The organism is Thermodesulfovibrio sp. Kuro-1 (assembly GCF_006538445.1).
In the GTDB taxonomy this organism is placed as follows: Bacteria; Nitrospirota; Thermodesulfovibrionia; order Thermodesulfovibrionales; family Thermodesulfovibrionaceae; genus Thermodesulfovibrio; species Thermodesulfovibrio yellowstonii.
This window is the reverse complement of sequence record NZ_BJKS01000004.1, coordinates 213465-233822: the sequence shown is the minus strand read 5'-3', so window position 1 is coordinate 233822 and position 20358 is coordinate 213465. Positions and strand designations below refer to the sequence as shown.

General features: G+C 34.3%; 18 protein-coding genes. 13 read left to right on the top strand and 5 right to left on the bottom strand.

The features are described from left to right. Positions 1-23: 23 nt before the first annotated feature. Entirely contained in the window at positions 24-1886 is a 1863-nt protein-coding gene (locus tag FLY87_RS07130; protein ID WP_181406004.1) for a hypothetical protein, read from the top strand. Here the strand turns inward: FLY87_RS07130 and FLY87_RS07125 are convergent. The 3 genes from FLY87_RS07125 to mutS are packed head-to-tail and all read right to left on the bottom strand — an operon-like array spanning position 1875 to position 5977. Next, complete coding sequence (locus FLY87_RS07125; protein WP_028842605.1) at positions 1875-2828, bottom strand: bifunctional riboflavin kinase/FAD synthetase; 954 nt, start codon at positions 2826-2828, stop codon at positions 1875-1877. The two genes, FLY87_RS07130 and FLY87_RS07125, sit on opposite strands and share 12 nt — an antisense overlap. Next, on the bottom strand, positions 2815-3426 hold the full coding sequence (coaE, locus tag FLY87_RS07120) for a dephospho-CoA kinase (RefSeq protein WP_012546225.1): 612 nt from the start codon (positions 3424-3426) through the stop codon (positions 2815-2817). Before coaE ends, FLY87_RS07125 begins: the two co-directional genes overlap by 14 nt. After that, positions 3419-5977, bottom strand: a complete 2559-nt coding sequence (gene mutS, locus FLY87_RS07115) for a DNA mismatch repair protein MutS (RefSeq protein ID WP_038059260.1) — start codon at positions 5975-5977, stop codon at positions 3419-3421. The genes coaE and mutS overlap by 8 nt, the downstream gene beginning before the upstream one ends. A gap of 91 nt (positions 5978-6068) precedes the next feature. Between mutS and FLY87_RS07110 the strand changes: the two genes are divergently transcribed. The 12 genes from FLY87_RS07110 to hemG all read left to right on the top strand — a co-directional run bounded on the left by FLY87_RS07110 (position 6069) and on the right by hemG (position 19427). Beyond that, positions 6069-7334: a sigma-54 dependent transcriptional regulator gene (locus tag FLY87_RS07110; protein ID WP_141266690.1), complete on the top strand. Its 1266-nt coding sequence runs from the start codon at positions 6069-6071 to the stop codon at positions 7332-7334. Positions 7335-7524: 190 nt separating this feature from the next. Further along, on the top strand, positions 7525-7650 hold the full coding sequence (locus FLY87_RS10325; RefSeq protein ID WP_255446980.1) for a hypothetical protein: 126 nt from the start codon (positions 7525-7527) through the stop codon (positions 7648-7650). Between the two features lie 71 nt (positions 7651-7721). After that, positions 7722-8990: a sulfite exporter TauE/SafE family protein gene (locus FLY87_RS07100; RefSeq protein WP_012546139.1), complete on the top strand. Its 1269-nt coding sequence runs from the start codon at positions 7722-7724 to the stop codon at positions 8988-8990. A gap of 1 nt (position 8991) precedes the next feature. After that, positions 8992-9738: a hypothetical protein gene (locus FLY87_RS07095; RefSeq protein WP_012545191.1), complete on the top strand. Its 747-nt coding sequence runs from the start codon at positions 8992-8994 to the stop codon at positions 9736-9738. Positions 9739-9740: 2 nt separating this feature from the next. Next, positions 9741-10571 (top strand): universal stress protein, encoded by an 831-nt coding sequence (locus tag FLY87_RS07090; RefSeq protein ID WP_012545567.1) that lies wholly within the window; start codon positions 9741-9743, stop codon positions 10569-10571. A gap of 183 nt (positions 10572-10754) precedes the next feature. Continuing rightward, positions 10755-12194 (top strand): ATP-binding protein, encoded by a 1440-nt coding sequence (locus FLY87_RS07085; protein ID WP_012546509.1) that lies wholly within the window; start codon positions 10755-10757, stop codon positions 12192-12194. Between the two features lie 668 nt (positions 12195-12862). Beyond that, positions 12863-13543: a molybdopterin-guanine dinucleotide biosynthesis protein B gene (locus tag FLY87_RS07075; RefSeq protein ID WP_012545701.1), complete on the top strand. Its 681-nt coding sequence runs from the start codon at positions 12863-12865 to the stop codon at positions 13541-13543. After that, entirely contained in the window at positions 13543-14349 is an 807-nt protein-coding gene (locus FLY87_RS07070) for an inner membrane protein YpjD (protein ID WP_012545612.1), read from the top strand. Before FLY87_RS07075 ends, FLY87_RS07070 begins: the two co-directional genes overlap by 1 nt. Further along, positions 14346-15635: a glutamyl-tRNA reductase gene (hemA, locus tag FLY87_RS07065; RefSeq protein ID WP_141266688.1), complete on the top strand. Its 1290-nt coding sequence runs from the start codon at positions 14346-14348 to the stop codon at positions 15633-15635. Before FLY87_RS07070 ends, hemA begins: the two co-directional genes overlap by 4 nt. After that, the gene (hemC, locus tag FLY87_RS07060) at positions 15616-16551 is read left to right on the top strand and encodes a hydroxymethylbilane synthase (protein WP_012545283.1); all 936 of its coding nucleotides are present in this window, start codon (positions 15616-15618) and stop codon (positions 16549-16551) included. Before hemA ends, hemC begins: the two co-directional genes overlap by 20 nt. A 12-nt stretch (positions 16552-16563) precedes the next feature. Continuing rightward, entirely contained in the window at positions 16564-18093 is a 1530-nt protein-coding gene (gene cobA, locus FLY87_RS07055; RefSeq protein ID WP_012546266.1) for a uroporphyrinogen-III C-methyltransferase, read from the top strand. After that, positions 18075-19427 carry a protoporphyrinogen oxidase gene (hemG, locus tag FLY87_RS07050; RefSeq protein ID WP_012545161.1) on the top strand — a complete coding sequence of 451 codons (1353 nt, stop codon included), beginning with the start codon at positions 18075-18077 and terminating at the stop codon, positions 19425-19427. Before cobA ends, hemG begins: the two co-directional genes overlap by 19 nt. A gap of 43 nt (positions 19428-19470) precedes the next feature. Here the strand turns inward: hemG and FLY87_RS07045 are convergent, their stop codons facing one another. Next, complete coding sequence (locus FLY87_RS07045; RefSeq protein WP_012546041.1) at positions 19471-19665, bottom strand: hypothetical protein; 195 nt, start codon at positions 19663-19665, stop codon at positions 19471-19473. Further along, entirely contained in the window at positions 19649-20158 is a 510-nt protein-coding gene (locus tag FLY87_RS07040) for a nucleotidyl transferase AbiEii/AbiGii toxin family protein (RefSeq protein WP_012545294.1), read from the bottom strand. Before FLY87_RS07040 ends, FLY87_RS07045 begins: the two co-directional genes overlap by 17 nt. Positions 20159-20358 lie beyond the last annotated feature (200 nt).

Genomic DNA, 20358 nt, shown 5'->3' with positions numbered 1-20358 from the left:
ATTAATTCATGCCTTATTTTAATGTGTCCATTCCTCTTAAACTTAAGACACTTACTTATCAATATGATGAAGAACTAAATTTAAAAGGATTCGCTGTTCAGGTGCCGCTGAGAAACAGAGTTGTTGAAGGGATTGTTATAAATAAAACAGACAAACCTGATAAAACCGTTCAAATAAAAAAAATTCAAACAGTTATTGGTAAAGCCTATGAAGAGAAATTTATAGATTTTCTTCAATGGATGAGTTCTTACTATATTTCGGAGATGGGTTCTGTTCTCAGGGTTACTTTTTTTGAAGAAGTGATAGATTTGCTTAGCGAAAGAAAAAGCAAAAAAAGATTAAAGGAAAAGAATCCGCCTGCAGAACCTATTTCATTCAATGTAGAGAATTATTTCTTAAACAATGAAACTATTTCAAAGATTATTAACCTCACAAGGGTAGGAAGTTATAAAACATTTCTTATTCAATGTCCTGATTTTTTATATGAAATAAAACTAATGATTAAAGTTGTAAGAGAGCTTTTATCTGAAGATGGAACGATTCTTTTAATAATGCCTGAAATAAAAGAGGCTCAGAGACTGTTTAATCTTTTGAGGAGTTTTAATAATCAGATTGTTCTTCTTCATAGTGGGATGAAACATTCTGAACTTTTATTTTCAATAAAAGAAATAGTTGCAAATAAAGCAAAAATTATTGTAGGGACAAGGTTTGCTGTATTTGCACCTGTAAAAAATCTTTCTTTGATTATGGTTGGACAGGAGTCAAGCTGGCTTTACAAAGCAGAAGAGTCTCCGAGATATCATGCAAGAGATTGCGCTGTCATGAGAGGTTTTATTGAAGGCTGTCCTGTTGTGCTTACAGATTTTATGCCCTCAACAGTATCTTATTACAATGCACTTAGGAGTAAATATGAATTAATAGACGATTTCAATCAATCAAAGCATCCTAACATAAAGATTTTAAGACAGCCTTATCAAAGCATTTTTCATCCAGAAGCGTTGCTTTATCTGAAGCTTTATCAAAAAGAAGGAATTCTTGTTACATCTCCAAGAAGCGGATATAGTCTTTTGAGATGTTCAGAATGTGGAGAAGTTATTAAGTGTGAAAAATGTGGATATAGTATGATTTTTCGTAAATCTACGAGAGTACTTGAATGTTTTAGATGCGGAATTGTAATGAAAATTTCCGAACAATGTCCTTATTGTTCAGGAGTAGACATGCATTCAGTGGGAGTTGGAGTTGAACGCATTACAGAGGAACTTAAAAATATTTTTTCAGACAAACATGTTGAAATTAAAGAGATAGATTTAGAATCCGAGCAGTTTCAGGGAATTTGGGTTGGACAGACAGGTAAAATAAAAAAAGGATATATTGCTGATTTTAAAGGAGCTGTTATTGTAGATTTTGATTTTTTTCTTTCTATACCTGATTACAGAACTTTTGAAAAGGCTTTTGCAAAAGTTTTATCAATCTGTCAGTTAATTAAACAAGATGGAACTTTATTTATTCAGACAAGAAATCCTGGTGGAGAGATTTTTAAATTTATTCGCTCTTACAATTTTAAAGATTTTTACCTTTATGAGTTAAAACACAGAGAACAAACGGGTTTCCCTCCTTTTTCAAGGCTTATTAAATTGATGATAAAAACTAAAAAAACATTTCCATATGAAACCTTAGATAAAGTTAAAGAGTTTTTAAAAAATCATATTTCAGGAGAGATTATTGGACCTCTTAAAAATCAAGATAAAGAAGAATTTATGTTTATTTTCCGCTCAAAGGATAAAAAAAGACTCATAGATGAATTAACAGGTGCTATTGCAACATTGAGAACTTTTAAAGGCATTTCTTTTAAATTTGAAGTAGACCCTGTGAGTTTAAAAATCTAAGAATAGTCTGGTTCTGTCTTGTTTAAAAACTTTTTTTGCCATTTCAATATCATGGGCAATATTTTTTTTAAGTTCATCAGGTGAATTAAATTTTTTTTCATCTCTAAGTCTTGCAATAAAATGGACTCTGATAGTTTTACCAAGTAGATTTTCTTTAAAATCAAAAATGTGAACTTCGTAACTCATATTTACATTGTTAAAGGTGGGATTCTTGCCAATATTTGCAACTCCTTTAAAGGTTTTTGATAAATGGGGTATGGTTACCTTAACAGCATAAACTCCTTCCTTTGGAATAATTTCCTGAATAGGTGCTATATTTGCCGTAGGATATCCAAGAACTGTTGAGCCTCTTCCTAAACCTTTTATAACATCACCGTCTATGTGATAAGCTCTTCCCAGAAAAAGATTTGCCTCTTTTATATTCCCATCATTAAGAGCATTTCTTACAGCGGTACTGCTTAATATTTTCCCTTTGCTCTTGTATGCTTTAAGTACAGTAACTTTAAATCCGTAAAATAGACCAAGTTTCTTAAGTAAGTACCTATCTCCTTTTCTTCCTCTACCAAATCTGTAATCATAACCTACTACAACCCATTTTGCATTAAGTTTCTCAACGAGTATATCCTTCACAAAATCTTCTGCCTCTATTTGAGCAAATTCACGGGTAAAAGGTATTAAGATTGTTATATCCACTCCGCATTTTTCAATTAATTTAAGCTTATCGTCCGTTGTTGTAATTAGTCTTAATGGATGCTCTTTAAAAAGAACTTTTATTGGATGAGGGTGAAAGGTAATTACCACACTTTTTCCATTTATCTGAGTAGCTTTTCTTTTTAAATAATCAAAAATTCTCTGATGTCCTATATGCACACCGTCAAAATTTCCTATGGTTATTACTGTATTTTTAGCTTCCAGTTTTTCAATCCCTCTAATTACCTGCATATTTTCTCTCCATTGCTATTAGTTTTTGAAATATTGCTTCTACCTGCTGAGCAGTTTCTTCAAGTGTCCCTGAATTATTTATTATATAATCAGACTTTGATTTTTTCATCTCAATGGGAAATTGACATTTTAATCTTCTAAAAGCTTCTTCCTTAGAGATTCCTTTTTTTTCAAGTCGTTCTAAGGCAATTTCTTCTGAAGTGAAAACAGTAATTATAAGGTCAAACTTATTCTGATATCCTCTCTCAAAAATAATTGGTGCTTCTACTACCACAATTATGGGTTCTCCTCTCTGAGGTATGTTTTTTACTATCTCGTCAACCTTTTCAAAAACTCGTGGATGAAGAATATTTTCAAGATAAATTCTCATCAAAGGATTTTCAAAGACTATGCTTGAAATGTATTTTTTATTCAGTTTGCCATTTGTTATAACTTCATTACCAAATAATTTTTTTATCTCTTCTATTACCTCAGGCTCTTCTAAAAGAGTTTCCACGATTTTATCAGCACTTATTACATAAGCACCTAATTTTTTAAAAAGTTCTGCTACGGTGCTTTTACCCATCCCGAAATTTCCTGTAAGTCCTATCTTAATCATTCTTTAGCATCTCCTTTAATTCTTTCAATTTTTTCAATGCCTTCTGAGGATTTAAAGAGTCTATATCAATCTTTGAAAGCTCTGCTTTTATAGGGTCTCCCTGAAAGAACAGATCAAGCTGTCTTGCCCTTATGGGAAAAACTTGAAATTCCTTTTTCTCAAGTCTATGAAGAATCTCTCTTGCCCTATTTAATATCTCTAAAGGAAGCCCAGCAAGACGAGCAACCTGAATTCCATAGCTTTTATCTGCTCCACCTTCCTGTATTTTTCTCAAAAATATTATTTCATCCCCCCATTCTTTTACAACAACAGTGAAATTTTTTATGCAATCAAGGTTAAATGCAAGGTCAGTAAGCTCATGATAATGTGTAGCAAAAAGGGTTCTTGCTTTTATTTTTTCAGCAATGTATTCTACCACTGACCAAGCTATGCTTATTCCGTCAAAGGTACTTGTCCCTCTTCCTACTTCATCAAGAATTATAAAACTTTTAGGTGTGGCATTATTAAGAATATTTGCAGTCTCAATCATTTCCACCATAAATGTGCTCTGTCCTTTTGCAAGATAATCAGAAGCACCTATGCGAGTGAAGATTCTATCAACAATTCCTATCTTTGCATATTTTGCTGGAACAAAGGAACCAATCTGAGCCATCAAAACTATCAAAGCATTTTGTCTCATATATGTAGATTTTCCTGCCATATTTGGTCCTGTAAGAATTATTATCCTTTGGTCAGCTGGACCGATTAAAAGATCATTGGGAATAAATCTTCCTTCATAAAGCTTTCCAAGTTGAATGAGTCTTTCAATTACAGGGTGTCTGCCATCTTTTATCTCTATAATATCCTCTTCATTTATCTCAGGTCTCACGTAGTTATATTTTGAGGCAACCTTTGCAAGTGAAAGAAGAAAATCAATAAACCCTATTGTTTCTCCATTATTAAGTATCTTATCAGTAAAAGGTAAAATTGAATTTACCAATTCTATAAAAAGTTCCTGCTCAAGTATTTTAAGCTTTTCCTCAGCGCTCATTATTTTTAACTCAAGCTCTTTGAGTTCTTCTGTAATAAATCTCTCTGCATTTGCGAGAGTTTGTTTCCTTATATAATGAGATGGAACAAGGTGAAGATTTGGCTTTGTTACTTCTATATAGTATCCAAAGACTCTGTTATATCCAATTTTAAGTGAATTTATTCCTGTTTTTTTTCTTTCCTCAGCTTCCATATTAAGTATATATTTTTTACTTTCAGTTCTTAATGCTCTAAGTTCGTCTATGGTTGAATTATATCCATCTCTGAAAATGCCACCTTCTGTTATTACAGGAGGAGGATTTTCTGTCAAAGCATTCTCTATCTTTGTCACAAGCTCATTTAGTTCGTATAGAGAATTATAAAGGCTATTTAGTATTTCTGTTTTATTTCTCAAAACTTCTCTTAATTCTGGAATTCTTTTTAAAGCATTCTTGAGGGAGTTAACTTCCTTTGGATTTATACTTTTGCCTTTAATCTTGAGAGCAATTCTTTCAATATCTGGGAAATCCTTCAGAATTTTTTCTAATTTCTCTCTCAATAGATAATCTCCACAAAAAGCCTCAATACCATCAAATCTTTTTTCTATTTCTGATATATTTAGAAGTGGACAGGATAATGTATTTTTAAGGAAGCGAGCTCCCATAGGTGTAAGCGTTTCATCTAATACCCATATTAGAGAACCTTCCCGACTACCATCAAGGGATACAAAAATCTCAAGATTTTTTTTGGTAGAAGCATCAAGAAGCATAAACTCAGAAAGATTTAATATCTTTATACCTTTAAACTCCGTTTGCTGTTTATTTTCTTCAAGATATTTTAAGAGTGCACCTCCTGCTGAAATAGCATTAGAGAATTCCTCTGCTCCATAGCTTTTAAGAGAGGCTACTTTGAAATGCTCCAAGAGAGTTTTATACGCAAGGAGATAATCAAATTTCCAGTCTTCAATGAAAGTCTTGTTATAAGAGGATATTTCAAATTTTAGGCTATCCTCAAAACTTGCAGGAATAAGAATCTCTTTTGGTTCAAACCTTTCAATTTCATCAGTAATATTTTTATCTGTCTCATAAAGGAAAAACTGTCCTGTGGTAATATCTGCTAAGGCTATCCCGATTTTCCCTTTAGATGGATATATGGACATAATATATATGTTCTCTCTAACGCCTTCTGGTAGATAAGTTCCGGGAGTCAAAACCTTTATAACTTCTCTTTCTACAATTCCTTTTGAGGTTTTAGGGTCTCCTATTTGTTCACATATTGCCACCTTATAGCCTTCACGGAGAAGTTTTTCAATATATGAATCTGCTGAAAAATATGGTATACCACACATAGGAATAGCCTTTTCCTTTGATTTATCTCTTGATGTTAAAGTTATTCCCAGTATCTTGGAAGCAATAACAGCATCTTCTCCAAACATCTCATAAAAATCACCGAGTCTAAAAAAAACTATAGCATCCTTATATTGCTCTTTAACTCTTAGATACTGACGCATAAGAGGAGTAAGTTCTTCTTGTGAGACTTCCATAGAGTTCATTTTTTTATTATACAGTATTGACAACTCCGCCTAAAATGTTCTATTTTTAACTGCGATGGTTTTTTTGAGGTCCTTTAGTGTTTTGGTAATTTCTGACGAAGCAGAAAAGCTTTATGAAATTTTTGATTCCATAGGTATTACTTTAAGAAAAACGAATAAGACAAAATCCCCTGCCTCTACAAACTTTTCTACCTATGACATTGCCTTTATAGATATTGATTCTGAAGGATGGGAAAAAAGAGTCATTGATCTAAAACAATACATGCCTGTAATCACCATCGGTAAATCTGATATAAAAAAGGCCATAAAATCAATGAAATTAGGAGCAACAGATTTTCTTCAAAAGCCTTTAAGGAACGAATCTGTAAAGGAAATTTTTGAAAATTTTAAGGATAAACCAAAGGTAGAAATAAATGGTCTTATTGGAATAAGTAGAATCATGGAAGATGTTTACTGCGGTATAAGAAAGGCAGCACTTACAGATAGTAATGTTCTTATTACAGGTGAGTCAGGCACAGGTAAAGAACTTGTAGCAAGAGCAATTCACAATTTAAGTGAGAGAAAAGAAAATCCATTTATTGTTATAAACTGCACAGCTATACCCGATACTTTGCTTGAGTCAGAACTTTTTGGTTTTGAGAAAGGAGCATTTACAGGTGCAAATTACACTAAAAAAGGACTTATTGAATGGGCTGACAGAGGAACAGTATTTTTTGATGAAATTGGTGATGTATCGCCTCTTTTTCAGACTAAAATTTTGAGAGTTATTCAGGAAGGTGAATTCATAAGAATAGGCGGAAATCACCCAGTAAAAGTTGATGTAAGATTTATAGCTGCTACGAATAAAGACTTGTCTAAAGCCTGCAAAGAAGGGGTTTTTAGAGAAGACCTTTTTTATAGATTAAATGTAATTCACATAGAGATTCCTCCATTAAGAAGTAGAAAGGAAGATATCCCTTCCCTTACACAGTTTTTTATAAAAAAGCATTCAGCTAAAAGAAAAGATATAAATATTAAAGGAATCACAGAAGAAGCCCTTGATGCTTTAATGTCCTACTCTTTCCCTGGCAATGTTCGCGAACTTGAAAACATTATTGAAAGAGCTATAGCATTCACAAACTCTGTTGAGATTACGATTAAAGACTTGCCTGCCTATTTATTAAAAACTCAACATTCTAAAAAAACACCCCACGGCAATCTCAGAGAAGCAGTGGATAATTTTGAAAAAGAATTAATATGGTCAGCCTTACAGAAAAGTAGAGGTAATATCTCAAAAGCAGCAGAATTATTGGGAATTCACAGACAACAACTTCAGAGGAAACTGAAACAATTTAAAATTGCTACATAATTTTAGCTGAAACAACTTGTTGCATTTTATATAACCTATTTACAAGCAATTTTTTTCCATAGAAACAAAAATGCAATAATATGTTGCATGAACTATTATTTCCTTCATAGTAAAGCCTCATTTTTAGTTAATTTGTTATCTGGCATGTCTATTGCATAATCAATTAATAATGAAAAAGGTTTGGAAAAAAATGAAAGATCTGCTTGTATCAATAACTTTTTCAAAACCAAAGGAGTTTGACAGACTCCGAAAAAAGCCTGAAAAAAACAAAAAGAAGGGAGGTGAAAAAAAGACAAGGGTAAGATGTTTTGTCTAACAGAAGAAAAGTGGGGCTATTTTAATTTATTCAGAGAAAAAGAAAAAAATTAAAAAGGAGGAGGCTGTGGAATGAGTAAATTAAGGAAACTATATGAACTTATGATGGCTGGTGCAATATACCAAGCCAAGTGGGAAAAGCAGATGTCAGATAACATCCTGAAGAACAAGAAAAGGTTGTTGATTTTGATAGCTCTTTTATCACCCATTGTTCTTGTATCTTTTTTAGGTGCTGCTGATTTTCTGGGGGGTAAATCAGCCTACGCACCATCGCACTACACAACAACAGTTTTCATTGCATCAATAGCAGTAGGACTTGCAGCAGGGCTAATTACAGGATGTATAGGTGCAGGCGGTGGATTTATCATAGCACCAGCACTTATGGCAGCAGGAGTTAAGGGAATTTTAGCAGTAGGAACAGACCAGTTTCACATATTTGCAAAGGCAATCATGGGAACAGTTATTCATAAAAAGCTCGGAAATGTTTGTGTGGGATTAGCTGTTGCCTTTGTCATAGGTTCTGTTTTAGGTGCAACAACAGGCGGTTATATTCAAAGGACAATTTATAATTGGGATCCTGTGGCAAGTGAAGCCTTCATCAGCATTGTTTATGCTATCATACTTGGATTTCTGGGATTTTATGGGTTAAGAGACTATATAAAGTTGAGCAAGGCTCGCAAAAAAGGTGTGCAGGCAGGTGGAGATGCTCATGGAGATGCACATGGTGGACCTATGACAACAACAAAGCTCGCACTTAATATTCAGAAGATTAATATCCCTCCAATGATAAATTTTGATGAAGACTTTGGAGGGAGAAGAATATCATGGCTCTTTGTTGCTATGTGTGGTTTTCTGGTTGGTCTTCTTGCAGCAGTTATGGGAGTTGGTGGCGGATTTGTAACATTCCCACTTTTTGTCTATGTACTTGGAGTATCAACACCAACAACAGTTGGAACTGATATTCTTCAGATAATCTTTACTGCAGGTTATTCCTCAATTTCTCAGTATGCCATTTATGGTTATGTTTTCTATACCCTTGCAATGGGATTGCTTCTTGGTTCTCTTATAGGAATTCAGATTGGAGCACTTACAACAAAGGTTGTTCCTGGAATGGTTATCAGAGGATTCTGGGTTTTGACAATCCTTGCAGGATTTGCAAACAGAGCAAGTGTTGTTCCTGATAAATTAAGAAGCCTTGAACTGTGGTCAATATCAAAAGAAGCCTGTGACATTATCACTCTTATTGGAAATGTTGTATTCTGGGCAGCGGTTGGAGGTTTTGGAATTTGGGTTTTAGGTAGTTTCTTTAAGAACTTAAAGGCTTTTAGAGAGGAGGGATAAGATGGCTGCTGATAAAAAACATCTAACATGGGGATTGATTTTATTAATAAGCTTTATCGGTGTATTGATATTAATATTTGCTCCTATATATGGACAGGGACAGAATGGTTTGGAATACAGTGATGACCTTTTTAATAAGTTGGCAAAAGGTTCTGCCTATCAAATTCCTAAACTAAAGAAGGATGCAGAAAAATATAAAGGTAAAGTTTTGGATGTGGTAGTAGATGTAAAAAGGGCAGGTGACAAACCTGGTGATGCAGAAAAAAGAGCTGAAAGAATGGCTAAAGTATTTACCATTAATGGTGCAAAAGCAGAGGTTAATGGTTCAAAAGTACACATAACAGGTGATTTTGGTGCTATTATATCTGCTGCACTTGAAGATTCAGATCAGATGTATAATAACAATGGAGATTACATAAAGAAAAAATATGATGTCACAGATGATGAAAAGATGAAGCAGATGTTCAGGCAGTGGCATAATGCTTTAAATCTTGTCAATAAAAAGCTTACCCTTGATAAAAAAGCTGAGGATGCCAATTTTGTAAAGAAAGTTATGACAGCAGCAATTGAACCTGCATACAATTTCTATGGAATTCAAGCAGTCAAGATAACAGAAAAAGCAGGTGTTGCAACAGGTCTTCTATTATTCTATGTTTTATATACAATCTGGTATGGATTTGGAGTGCTTTATTTATTTGAGGGATTAGGACTTTCTACAAAGAAAGCAAAGGTAAAGAAGGAGGTATAAAAATGGCTATTGGTGCATGTCCTTTAACAAAATTAGATAAAATACTGATTTCAACAGATGGTTCCGAGGCTGCTAAATTCGCGGCTCAGGCAGCAGTTGACCTTGCAAAACCCTGTGGAAGTACTGTATATGCTATATGTGTTGCAGAAGTGCCAATTTTTGCAGCAGAGTTTGTAGAAACGCTTCCACAGGTAATAGATGTAATGGAAAAAAGAGCAAAGCAAGCTCTTGATGATGTGAAAGCAATCGCAGATAAAGCAGGTGTAAAATGTGAAACCATAAGTTACACAGGACCAGAACCATACAAATACATCATTGATGAGGCAATAAAAAACAGTGTTGACCTCATTATACTTGGTAAAAAAGGTGTCATGCTTGGTGCAGTAGGTAAAAAAGTAATTGGAAATGCTCCGTGTAAGGTTTTAGTTGTTCCAGTAGGAGCAACTCTCAACTTTGATAAAATTCTCATTGCCACTGATGGCTCTGTTTACAGCAATATTGCAGCATCAGAAGCAATAGGCACAGCAAAGAGATTTAACAGTGAGCTTATTGCTGTCTCAGTTGCAAAAAGAGATAGTGAAGTTGCCTATGCTGAGGAAGCAGTAAAAGCTGTAAAAGAGTCTGGAGAACGTGAAGGTGTAAAGGTTCAAACAGTTGTTGCAAAGGGAGAACCCTTTGAACAGATAGCAGATGTGGCAAACAAAAACGCTGTTGGATTGATTGTAATGGGTACATATGGTAAAACAGGAATAGAAAAATTCTTCATGGGAAGCGTAACTGAAAGAGTTATCGGCACAGTTGCCCGTCCTGTAATGGTTGTAAAAAAGAAGTAAAATAAAAAATGGATTCTGAGGGGGGCTTATAGTCCCCCTCAGAATAACAAATAAAGGGTATTACACTTCCATTAAAATAGATTCCAGTTTTCAATCTTAATGAATTAAAAGCGGAAGAGAAGTTTCTTTTGTATCATTTTGATAAATCAAATTTTTAAATCTAAATAGGGAGGAGGGCTAATTGTGGAGAATATTTTAAGAAGAATCGTGCGGTTAATACCTGATGGAGTTTTTGCAATTGATATGACAGGTAAAGTGATTGTATGGAATAAAGTTTTAGAAGAAATGACAGGTATTTTTGAAGAAGAAATTATTGGTAAGGGAGATTTTGAATATTCATTACCTTTTTATGGCTACCGAAGACCAATGCCTGTTGATTATGTTTTGAATCCTGATATGATATATCCAGAATTTTTAAGTAAAAAAGCAGACACATATGAAATAGAGACATTTCTTCCAGCACTTTACGGTGGTAAAGGTGCATGGGTAAAAATCTCAGCTTCTCCTGTGGTTGATGAAGCCTGCGATCTGATCGGAGCTGTTCAGATTGTGAGAGATATTACTGCCAGAAAAACTGCTGAGATTGAACTTATGAAGCTTTACAATGTAATTTCTCATTCACCGGTTGGAGTTGCTATTTTAGAATTTTCTGGAAAGATTATTTACTGCAATGATTCATTCTTAAAATACTCAGGTCATAAAAAATTAAAAGGGGAGAACATATTTGAAGTATTTCCTCAGGTATCTCTTTATGAAATTCATAACAGTTATCTTAAAGAACTGAAATATAATAACAAAGTTTTTCGTTTAAGAGGAATAAGATTGGAAGAGGGAGAAGTTTTAGGATATGCTCTTTTTCTTACAGATGTAACAGAGATAAGAAAATATGAAGAACAGATTATAATTTCACGCAAAATGGAATCTATAAGAAGACTGACATCAACCTATGCTCATGAGATAAAAAACATGCTTACAGGTGTTAAAGGCTTTGCTCAGGTTGCTTTGCAAACAGAAGACATGGAATTAGCAAAAAAATATCTTGTAAAAATGCTTTCTATCATTGATTCTGTATTGATTAATATAAGAGAAATTCTTGGATTTGGAAGAGATATTAGTAGAAATCCTGAAATTATAGATTTGAAAGAAGTTTTAGGAAACATTGCCACTTTTCTTAAAGGTTCATTGAAAGAAAATATTGATTTAACCCTCATAATGCCAGAGATTTCTTTAAAAGTTTTTGCTGATAGAACTGACATAGAAAAAGTAGTTACAAATCTTGTTTTAAATGCACAGGATGCATTACCAGAAGGAGGACAGATAAAAATAGAGGCATCAGTTAAACAATTATCTGATAAATTCAGAACAATAATTTCAGAAACAAAAAAAGAATTTGCAAAAGAATATATATGTTTATCTGTGACAGACACAGGAGTTGGAATGGACAAAGAAACAAAGGAAAAGATATTTGAACCCTTTTTTACTACAAAAGGAGAAAAAGGTTCAGGGCTTGGATTGCCAACGGTATATCAAATTGTTCAGCTTCTGAATGGTTTTATTTTTGTAGAAAGTGAACTAAGTAAGGGAACGAGATTTGATATATTCATTCCGTTAAAAGATTCCTAAAATTTATTAGCCTGTTTCAAAGGCTTGTAAGCTCTGATATGTTCCATTTACCTCCCTTGGTCATTCAGAGCCGAGCGAAGCCCTGAACTGTAGCGAAGGGTTTGTGGGGAATCTAAGATTTAAGGGGGAGACCCTTCGCTTACGCTCAGGGTGACAGTAAAAAAATGTTATCAGGGTAACAAAAAAAAATGTTATCAAGGTGGATAGTAAAAATGTCATTCCAATGAGCATTCCCTTTATTGTCATTCTGACGGGCATTCTATTTACTGTCATTCCGAACGGAGCGAAGCGGAGTAAGGAACTCATCTTTTTCTCCAGAGGAAGCACCCATTGAAGGTGCTCAGAATGACGGGGAGTGATTATCATTCTGAGGAGCGTTAGTAACGAGGAGTCTCCTCTGTTTTTTAAGGAAAAGATCTCTCGGGAAAAGCCCTATGAATGACCCTTTCGGATTAGATTCCTTAGTTTCATTTAGACCTCTTGGTATGCTTTACTTGTCCATGCCCTTCGGCAAGGAGTTTACTTTGAATTCAAATGCTCAGAAATTCCTCATATCCATTGAGAATATGTAAAATGAAATAGAGCTTAATTTGACTTCTAACAATAGTAAAACTTTATAATTTAAATGAATTTAGCCTTTTTACTAAACAAATTAGGATTAATAAACTATGCAATTTTCATTAATCATTGGAGTAGGTGGCAGTAAAAGCGGAACAGGGAAAACTACTTTTATAGAGAGTTTTATAAGATTTATCAAAAATCTAAATGAAAGAGTTTCTGTTATCGCTGTAAAATATTCCAAAACTTCCTTTTATTCCTCAATTATTACAGAACCATCAATAATAGGAAAAGAAGGTAAAGACACTGAGAGGATGAAGAAAGCAGGTGCAGATCATGTTTACTTTATAAGAGCAAAAGAAGAGGATTTACCAGAGATTGCTGATAAATTAAAGGAGGAGATTTTTCGCTTCTCTCATAATGGCACAAAGCTTAATTTTATAATTATTGAAGGTAATTCTATGGTAAGAGTGATGCAGCCTGATGTTATAATATTTTTTAAAAGTAAAATTGAAGAGATAGTAAAACCTTCAGGAAAGGCTATTTTTGAAATAGCTGACATTGTTATAGAAGGAGACTACTCTATGGAGGAAGTTATGACAGAGATTGAAAAGATTCAGCAAAAAAAACTCATTGAAAAGCTTCTCAGAGAAAAAAGCAATGATGGAAAGATTACTTGTTCAGAAGCAAGAAAAATAGCAGAAGAACTTAATGTTCCATATATTGAAGTGGGAAAAATGGCGAATGAACTGAAAATAAAAATTCGTAAATGTGAGCTTGGCTGTTTCTGATGGGAACAATTTTTTTTGAGCTTGCTCTTACTCTTTATTTTGCAGGATTTCTCCTTAGTATTGCCGGAATTGTAAGAAAAAAGGATGATTTAGACAAGGCAGTATTTTTTTTAAGTCTGATAGGTTTTTGCCTTCATACCTTTTATCTATTTATAAGATATATAAAATCAGGACAGGCACCTGTTTTTTCAATGCATGAGGCAAACTCCTATTTTGCATGGTGTATTTTGCTGATTTCTTTGATGCTCAGAGTTTCTTATAAAACAAAGGTTGTAAATTTTGGCGTGATTTTGGGGTTTTCCTTTATGTTTGTAAGTGCCTTTTTCCCAAGAGGTATTCCTTATTTAAAGCCTGAACTTAAAAGCCTATGGATTGATATTCATGCACTTATGGCTGTTTTTGGTATAGCTCTATTTAGCCTCGCTTTTGTTTTTAGTGTTCTTTATCTTGTTCAGGAGAAGGCTATAAAAGCTAAAAAATTTGGTGGATTGGGAAATATTCTTCCAAGTCTTGAGATTTTGGACAAGATAAATTTTCGCCTTATTTTTTGGGGTTTTCCAATTTATACCACAGCTCTTATTGTAGGACTTGTTAAATATCTGAGCCTGCTCGGATTTCTTTTTGATCCAAAGGAGATATGGAGTTTTCTTACATGGATTGTTTATTTGTCTATTTTTTATTTGCGAGTCAAAGAAGACTGGAGAAAGAAAAAAGCTGCCTATCTTACCATATTTGCCTTTCTTCTTGTAATATTTGGCTTTTTTGGTATAAATCTATTAACAGAGAGCTTTCATAAACCGCTATGAGCTTAATAGTTATTGGACTAAACCATAAGACTGCACCTGTTGAGATAAGAGAAAAGATTGCCTTCAACTCAAAGGAGGCAATTAAAGAGGCTTTAAAAGAACTGATTCAGAGGGAAGGCATTGGTGAAGTTGTAATTATTTCAACCTGTAACAGAGTTGAAATATATGTCTATACTGCTAATGTCTCTGATTTGAAGAGAGAAAATCAAGTAGAAGAAACTATCAAAGCCTTTCTGTCCAATTTTCACAACATTGAAATAGGAGAATTTGAAAATTATCTATATGTCTATAAAGATACAGAAGCTGTTGAGCATCTTTTTAAGGTTGCCTCAAGCCTTGACTCCATGATTGTGGGTGAACCTCAGATTACAGGACAGGTTAAGGAATCCTACGAAATTGCCCTTTCTGAAAGGACTACCTCTCTTATCCTTAATTACCTTATGAACAGAGCACTTTTTACAGCAAAGAGAGTTAGAAATGAAACCCGCATTGGTAAAAATCCTGTATCTGTAAGTTATGCAGCAGTGGGACTTATTAAAAAAGTATTTGATGAACTTTCCAAAAAGTCCATTCTTCTTGTTGGTGCAGGAGAGATGGCTGAGCTTGCTTTAAGGCATCTTATTGGAAGCGGGATAAAGAATGTTTATCTTACAAACAGAACCTTTCAAAGAGCAGAGGAAATTGCAAAAGAATTTAATGGAGTAGCAGTGCCTTTTGGAAACCTTAAGGAACAACTTGTAAAAACCGATATTGTTATATGCTCAACAGGTGCTCCCCATTATGTTATAACGGAGCAGATGCTTAAGGAAGTAATGCCTTTGAGAAAACATAAGCCCATATTTTTTATTGATATATCAGTGCCAAGAAATGTTGATCCAGCCTGTAATGAACTTGACAATGTCTATCTTTACAATATTGATGACCTTCAGGATGTGGTTGACTCAAACATTCTTGAAAGAAAAAAAGAAGCAGAGAAAGCTTTGAGTATTGTTCAGGAAGAAACAGAAAAGTTTTTTCAGTGGCTTAACTCCCTTGAGAGCGTTCCTGTTATTGTCTCAATCAGAAATAAGGCAGAACAGGTAAGACAGGAGGAGATTGAAAAGTTTAAAGCAAAATACAAAGATCTGCCTCCAGAACTAATTAATTCCATTGATTATCTTACACAGAGCATTATAAACAAGATAATGCATTCACCTACTGTTGCTCTTAAAAATAACTGTGAAAACAAGGAGATACTCATTTTTTCAGCAAGGAGGTTATTCGGACTTGACAGTGAAGAGGAATAAAATAGTTATTGGCAGTCGTGGAAGCAAGCTTGCAATGTGGCAGGCAAATTGGGTTAAGGACAAACTTCAAACACTTTATCCTGAATTAAAAGTTGAAATTGAAAAGATAAAAACAACAGGTGATAAAATTCTTGATGCACCTTTGGCAAAGATTGGTGGCAAGGGTTTATTTGTAAAAGAGATAGAAGAGGCTTTACTTTCAAAAAGAGTTGACCTTGCTGTACACAGCATGAAAGATGTTCCAACAGAAATTCCGGAAGGGCTGCAAATCTCAGCTATTTGTGAAAGAGAAGACCCAAGAGATGCTTTTATAAGCAAGGATGGAGTTTTACTCAATGAACTACCTCAAGAAGCTGTATTAGGGACAAGCAGCCTTAGAAGAACTGTTCAGTTAAAAGCTTTAAGAAATGACTTAGTAATAAAGCCTTTAAGGGGAAATGTGGATACAAGAATAAGAAAGCTTAAAGATGGTGAGTTTCAGGCAATTGTTCTTGCCATGGCTGGAGTTAAAAGAATGGGAGTTGAAAACTTAGTTACGCAAGCCTTTTCAGAAGATTTAATGATTCCTGCAATTGGGCAAGGAGCAATAGGGATTGAAACAAGAGTGGATGATGATTTTGTAAATGAACTGATAAAGCCTCTTAATCATGAAGAAACAGCTATTTGCATTCTTGCAGAAAGAGCTTTTCTCTCAGTGATGGGAGGAGGCTGTCAGGTTCCTCTTGCCTGCCATGCAAGGATTGTAAATAACAGTCTTAAAATAGTGGGTATGATAGGTGACCCTGAGGGCAAAATGCCAGTTATAAAAGGCTTCCGTGAAGGAAGTTTATCTCAAGCGCAAAGTCTTGGTGTAGAGCTTGCAAATGAATTACTTCACAGAGGTGGCAAAGAAATACTTGAAAAGGTCTATAAATAAAAGGAGATAAAAGTGAATAAAGGTAAAGTTTATCTTGTTGGTGCAGGTCCGGGAGATGCGGGCTTGATTACTCTTAAAGGAATAAGAGCAATTCAGCTTGCTGACTGCATTGTCTATGATTTTCACATAAATCCTCGTCTTTTGACTTATGCAAAGGATAATGCAGAATTCATTTATGCTGGTAAAAGAGGCGGACATCATGAGATGACACAGGATGAGATAAATGCAGTTTTAGTGCAAAAAGCAAAGGAAGGTAAAACAGTATGCAGACTTAAAGGTGGTGACCCCTTTGTTTTTGGTAGAGGTGGTGAGGAGGTTGAGATTCTTTATGAAGAGGGCATTGAGTTTGAGATAATTCCGGGAGTAAGCTCTGTAATAGCTGTTCCTGCTTATGCAGGAATTCCTGTAACACATAGAAAAGTAGCGTCTGCTTTTACTGTAATTACAGGAAATGAAGACCTTTCAAAACAGGAGAAAATCTTTACTCACATCAGGGCATCAAATGCATCTGAGACAATGATTTTCCTTATGTGTGTGCGGAATCTTGAAATAATAACAAACAAGCTTATTCAGGAAGGGCTTAAACCAGAAACTCCTTCGGCAATCATCCGCTGGGGAACAAGACCTGAACAAAAGATAGTAACAGGAACGATTTCAGAGATTGCTCATCTTGCAAAGGAAAATAAAATTTTACCTCCTGCAATCCTTGTAATTGGTGATGTGGTGAAATTGAGGGATAAGTTATGCTGGTATGAAAAAAAGCCTTTACATGGTCATAGAGTCCTTATTACAAGACAGTTAACCGAGGATTATCTCCTTCTTGAAGACATGGGTGCAGAGCTATTTGTATTTCCCACAATAGCTTTTGCGCCACCAGAGGATTTTAAAGAATTAGACAGAGCCATAGAAAAGATAAAGGAGTATAAATTTATTGTCTTTCCATCACCAAGAGCGGTTAATTTCTTTTTTGAAAGATTTCTGAGTCTTGGCAGGGATATGAGAGATTTAAAGGGAGTTTTGCTCTGTGCAATAGGCAGAGAAACTGCTAAAAGTTTGAGAAACTTTGGTATAAATGCAGACATAATTCCAGATGAATATAGTTCAGAGGCTTTAATAACAATGTTCAAAGAAAAAATTTTAAACTTTCAACCTTCAGCCTTTAGCCTTAAAATTCTTTATCCTCGTTCAGATCTTGCTTTAAAAGGCTTTGTTGAAGAAATGGAAAAAATTGGAATTCAAGTGGATGCTCCTGTTACATACAGAACAATAAAGCCTACTGAGCATGGTAAAAGACTTGCAAGATTTCTTAGAGAAGGCAAAATAACTATTGCAACATTTACATCTCCTTCAAGTTTCAATAATTTGATTGATATCCTCAAAGATGATGCATTGAATATGCTTAAAGAAGTGGCAATTGCTGTAATAGGCAAGACAACTGCAAAGGCAGTCGAAGAGGCAGGTTACAGGGTAAGCATAATACCTGAAAAATCAACTATAAAGCACATGGTGGAGGCAATTATAAAATGGGTTCAGCAGAAATAGTTATTGTTGGCGGCGGGATTTCCGGTCTTTCTCTTGCCTATTTTTTAATACAGAAAAATTCTCAGCTTAATATAAAGATAGTTGAAGCAGAAAAAAGAGCAGGCGGTAAAATTATTACAGAAAATATATCAGGATTCCTCTGTGAAGGTGGTGTAAATGGTTTTTTAAGTAATAAACCATCAACAATATCACTTGCAAAGGAATTAAATATAGAGCCTTTAAGAGGTAGCGAGAGCTCAAAAATAAGATATATTCTCATTGATGGAAAACTTATAAGAGTTCCAGAGAATCCCATTAAATTTTTTCTTACTCCTCTGCTTTCTTTTTCAGGCAAAATAAGAATGCTTAGAGAATATTTTACTCCACCATTAAAAGAAGAAATTGATGAGACTGTGGAAAGTTTTGTATCACGAAGAGTAGGTAAAGAGTTTTATGAAAAACTTATTGATGCCATGTCAACAGGAATTTATGCAGGAGACCCTTCAAAGATGAGCATGAAAAGCTGTTTTCCAAAAGTATATTGGCTTGAAAAGAGACATGGAGGACTCCTTAAAGGATTGATTGCTTTAAAAAAAGAAAAGAAAGATACAAAAGCTCAGCCATCTGGTGTGCTCATGTCTTTTAAAGGAGGAATGTCAGAGCTTATACAAAGCCTTGAAAGACATCTTTCATCAAGAATTTTAAAAGGTAAAAAGGTTTTAAGCATAGACAGAAAAAACACTTACTACACAGTGCATCTTGACGATGGTAATTTTATTGAGGCTGAGAAAGTTATTCTTGCCTGTCCTGCCCATGAATCTGCAGAAATACTTAAAGAATTAAGCAGTGAGCTTTCAGATATTTTAAAGACAATTCCCTATCCACCTCTGAGTGTTGTAGCCTTTGGATTTAAAAAGGAGCAGATTGGTTTTGGAACATCCCTTTATGGTTTTTTAATCCCTTACAGAGAGCAAAGAAAGATTCTTGGAACACTTTTTGACTCAAGCATATTTCCCAATAGAGCACCTGAAAGCTATGTTTTACTTAGAAGTATGATTGGAGGAAGAAGAGCCCCTGAGCTTGCAATGTTGCCTGATGAAAAACTTATTGATACAGCTTTATCAGAGTTGAAGCCTCTTTTAAATATCAAAGGAGACCCAGAGTTTATAAAAATATTCCGATGGGAAAAAGCAATACCTCAGTATGAGTTAGGGCATGAGGACAAACTTAATCGGATTGAGCAGATTCTTTCAGAGTTTTCTGGGCTTTATCTTACAGGTAATGCCTACAGAGGTGTGAGTGTAAATGACTGCATTGAAAACTCATTGAAGCTGGCTGAAGGGATTATGGTTTAAATTTTTTTAAATTGGCATAGGGCGAAGGAGTTTATTGATAAATCTACTTTCCTTTGTTTTTTATTATTCTATTTCCTATTTTTTTAATTTTCTCAGGCATTGCGTAATAGAAAAATTCCATCTGAGCCTGAAGCCAACTTAGTTTAAGCTCAACAGGTTTTTTCCTGTATTCTTCAATTTGCTCTTTAGTTTTATAGTAAAGAAGTGGACTTTTTTGGTCTTTATTCATCTTGCTCATTTTCCCATTCTTCCATGATTTTTCTTAAATAAAAAACATCTGCCTCATCCTGAATTCTTCCTGTTTTCTCTTTCATTTCAATCAATACATCAATCGGAATAATCGGGATAACTGTTTCACCGAACTTTATCTCCCTTTTTCTTCTATAAACTTCTGAAAAATCAAAGAGTTCCTCAATTAGTATGTCTATGATAAAGAAAGGTGCTTTTTCATCATAGAGGCTGAAAACTGTCATATTTTTATTTCTTTTCCATTCCTGCCGTTTTTCTGGACTGATTAACTCTTCAATTTTAACAGGTATTTTAGGTTTCAATGCCAATTTTTTAACAACTTTTACAAATTTTTTTAAGTTTTCCTCATCAAGCCTTAATACAAGATCTATATCTGCCGTAGCTCTCTCAATTCCATACAGATTTACAGCAATCCCTCCACATAAAAGATACTCAACTTTTTCTTGATTCAGTGAGTCAAATAACTTTTTGAAAAGTTCCATATTTAAATTTTACTCAATTACTCAAGTATAAATTCCACAATTTTTTCACCAAGGAGTTATAATTACCTATACAAAATATTATCAGAGAATTAAAAAAGCTTTTAAGGCTCAAAAAATATCTAACTTAGCAGCAGTTTATCTTTGTAGCTCTGTTGCCATAGGTTTATTAAGAGAAGACAGTAATATAGATATTGCCATGT

What these genes read in the sequence shown, in the direction of transcription:
- FLY87_RS07125 (WP_028842605.1), bottom strand. Translation starts at nt 2,828, where the DNA reads ATGCAGGTAATTAGAGGGATTGAAAAACTGGAAGCTAAAAATACAGTA.
- coaE (WP_012546225.1), bottom strand. Translation starts at nt 3,426, where the DNA reads ATGATTAAGATAGGACTTACAGGAAATTTCGGGATGGGTAAAAGCACC.
- mutS (WP_038059260.1), bottom strand. Translation starts at nt 5,977, where the DNA reads ATGGAAGTCTCACAAGAAGAACTTACTCCTCTTATGCGTCAGTATCTA.
- FLY87_RS10325 (WP_255446980.1), top strand. Translation starts at nt 7,525, where the DNA reads ATGAAAGATCTGCTTGTATCAATAACTTTTTCAAAACCAAAGGAGTTT.
- FLY87_RS07100 (WP_012546139.1), top strand. Translation starts at nt 7,722, where the DNA reads ATGAGTAAATTAAGGAAACTATATGAACTTATGATGGCTGGTGCAATA.
- FLY87_RS07095 (WP_012545191.1), top strand. Translation starts at nt 8,992, where the DNA reads ATGGCTGCTGATAAAAAACATCTAACATGGGGATTGATTTTATTAATA.
- FLY87_RS07090 (WP_012545567.1), top strand. Translation starts at nt 9,741, where the DNA reads ATGGCTATTGGTGCATGTCCTTTAACAAAATTAGATAAAATACTGATT.
- FLY87_RS07075 (WP_012545701.1), top strand. Translation starts at nt 12,863, where the DNA reads ATGCAATTTTCATTAATCATTGGAGTAGGTGGCAGTAAAAGCGGAACA.
- FLY87_RS07070 (WP_012545612.1), top strand. Translation starts at nt 13,543, where the DNA reads ATGGGAACAATTTTTTTTGAGCTTGCTCTTACTCTTTATTTTGCAGGA.
- hemA (WP_141266688.1), top strand. Translation starts at nt 14,346, where the DNA reads ATGAGCTTAATAGTTATTGGACTAAACCATAAGACTGCACCTGTTGAG.
- hemG (WP_012545161.1), top strand. Translation starts at nt 18,075, where the DNA reads ATGGGTTCAGCAGAAATAGTTATTGTTGGCGGCGGGATTTCCGGTCTT.
- FLY87_RS07045 (WP_012546041.1), bottom strand. Translation starts at nt 19,665, where the DNA reads ATGAGCAAGATGAATAAAGACCAAAAAAGTCCACTTCTTTACTATAAA.
- FLY87_RS07040 (WP_012545294.1), bottom strand. Translation starts at nt 20,158, where the DNA reads ATGGAACTTTTCAAAAAGTTATTTGACTCACTGAATCAAGAAAAAGTT.